This window comes from Cellulomonas algicola (genome assembly GCF_003851725.1).
In the GTDB taxonomy this organism is placed as follows: Bacteria; Actinomycetota; Actinomycetes; order Actinomycetales; family Cellulomonadaceae; genus Cellulomonas; species Cellulomonas algicola.
This window is the reverse complement of record NZ_BHYL01000179.1, coordinates 1-2,103: the sequence shown is the minus strand read 5'-3', so window position 1 is coordinate 2,103 and position 2,103 is coordinate 1. Positions and strand designations below refer to the sequence as shown.

Here is a 2,103-nt window from a genome sequence, read left to right as displayed (position 1 = left end):
GGCGGGGCTCCGTGCGGGGGTCCCGGGGTGCGGGACGGGGGCTCAGCCCTGGCGGATCGCCGAGACGTCGAGCGCGATGACGACCTTGTCGGCGACCAGGACGCCACCGGCCTCGAGGGCCGCGTTCCAGGTCAGGCCGAAGTCCTTGCGCGAGATCGTGACGGTGGCCTCGAACCCGGCGCGCGTGTTGCCGAACGGGTCGACGGCGGTGCCGTTGAACTCGGTGGCGAGCTCGACGGACTGCGTCACGCCGTGGATGGTGAGGTCGCCGACGATGACGTAGTCGCTGCCCTCGCCGCGGATCTCGGTCGAGACGAAGGTCCACTGGCCGAACTTCTCGACGTCGAAGAAGTCGCCCGACTTGAGGTGGCCGTCGCGGTTGGCGTCGCCGGTGGAGACGGTCGACGGGTCGAGCGTGACGGAGACGGAGGTCTCCGCGAGGGTCTCGCCGACGGTGATGGTGCCCTCGGAGACGGCGACCGAGCCGCGCACCTTGGAGATGCCCGCGTGGCGGACGGTGAAGGAGGCCTCGGTGTGGGAGGCGTCGACGGCCCAGACGCCGGTGGTGAGGCCGGTGGGGAGGGCGGTGGCGGTGGCGGTCATGGGGGGGCTCCTCAGTCGTTGAAAGGTCAACTACTCTCGTTAGTTGACGATTGAACTACACTTGTCGGCAGAGCGCAACACCTGTCCCGGGATGGAGATCGTGATGAGCACCACCGAGCCCTCGCCGCGCGGCGGCTGGCTCACGGCCGAGCAGCAGACCCACTGGCGGTCGTTCCGGTCCGGCGTCGCCCGCCTGACCGCCGTCCTCGAGCACGAGCTCGAGGCGCGCACCGGGCTGTCCACGCACGAGTACGAGGTCCTCGTCCGCCTGTCCGAGCAGCCCGGCCGCACCATGCGCATGTCCGAGCTGGCCGACGGCATCGTGCACTCGCGCAGCCGCCTCACGCACACCGTCCGCCGCATGGAGGAGGCCGGCCTGGTCCGGCGCGCGCCCTGCGCCGAGGACGCGCGCGGCGTCAACGCGACCATGACCGACGCGGGGTGGAAGCGGCTCGTCGATGCGGCCCCCGAGCACGTCCAGTCCGTGCGCGACCACCTGGTCGACGTCCTCACGCCCGAGCAGTTCGCCGCGCTCGGCGCCGCCATGCAGGTGGTGGCCGACCGGATCGTCGGCGGGTGCGACGACGACCCGGGTGTCCCGTGTCACGTCGCCTGACGGGCCGAACCGTCCGGGACACACAGCCGGGTTTGCGACACTGACCCCATGGTCGCCACCACCGTCCACCTGCTGCGCCACGGCGAGGTGCACAACCCCGCGGGCGTGCTGTACGGGCGCCTGCCGGGCTACCACCTGTCCGAGCGGGGGCACGCCATGGCGCGCGCCGTCGCCGACGCGCTCGCGGGCGAGCCCGGGACGACCGGCGGGTCCGCGAGGCCGCGGCACGACGTCGTCGCCGTCATCGCCTCCCCGCTGCAGCGCGCGCAGGAGACCGCCACCCCGATCGCCGCCGCGTTCGGCCTCGACGTCGGCGTCGACGAGCGGCTCATCGAGGCCGCCAACCACTTCCAGGGCAAGACGTTCGGCGTCGGCGACGGGTCGCTGCGCCACCCCGAGCACTGGCCCTACCTGCGCAACCCGTTCAAGCCGTCGTGGGGCGAGCCGTACCGGGAGCAGGTCGACCGCATGCTCGCCGCGGTCGCCGACGCCCGCCGGCAGGCCCGCGGCCACGAGGCCGTGCTCGTCAGCCACCAGCTGCCCGTGTGGGTCACGCGCCTCGCGCTCGAGAACCGCCGCCTGTGGCACGACCCGCGCCGCCGCCAGTGCAGCCTCGCCTCGCTGACGTCCCTGCGCTACGAGGACGACCGCCTCGTCGGCGTCGGCTACTCCGAGCCTGCCGCCGCGCTGCTGCCCGGCGCGTCCCACGTGGCGGGGGCATGACCGTGCACCGAGCCTCCCTCCTGACCAGCCCGTCGCGCGCGACCCGCCCGTCGACGGCCCGCCCGTCCGCGCCGTGTCGGTCCCGCGCGCTCGCCCGGACCGCCGCCGCGCTCGCGGTCGTCGCCGCGCTCGCCGCCGGCTGCACGTCCGCGTCCGAGGGC

3 protein-coding genes are annotated in these 2,103 nt (G+C 73.9%); 2 read left to right on the top strand and 1 reads right to left on the bottom strand.

Annotation, left to right across the window (positions count from 1 at the left end; genetic code table 11):
* Positions 1 to 42: 42 nt before the first annotated feature.
* Complete coding sequence (locus CTKZ_RS12025) at positions 43 to 603, bottom strand: YceI family protein (protein ID WP_124343167.1); 561 nt, start codon at positions 601 to 603, stop codon at positions 43 to 45.
* A gap of 103 nt (positions 604 to 706) precedes the next feature.
* Between CTKZ_RS12025 and CTKZ_RS12020 the strand changes: the two genes are divergently transcribed.
* Entirely contained in the window at positions 707 to 1,219 is a 513-nt protein-coding gene (locus tag CTKZ_RS12020) for a MarR family winged helix-turn-helix transcriptional regulator (RefSeq protein ID WP_124343166.1), read from the top strand.
* A 48-nt stretch (positions 1,220 to 1,267) separates the two neighbouring features.
* Complete coding sequence (locus tag CTKZ_RS12015) at positions 1,268 to 1,942, top strand: histidine phosphatase family protein (protein ID WP_124343165.1); 675 nt, start codon at positions 1,268 to 1,270, stop codon at positions 1,940 to 1,942.
* The last annotated feature ends 161 nt before the right edge of the window (positions 1,943 to 2,103 follow it).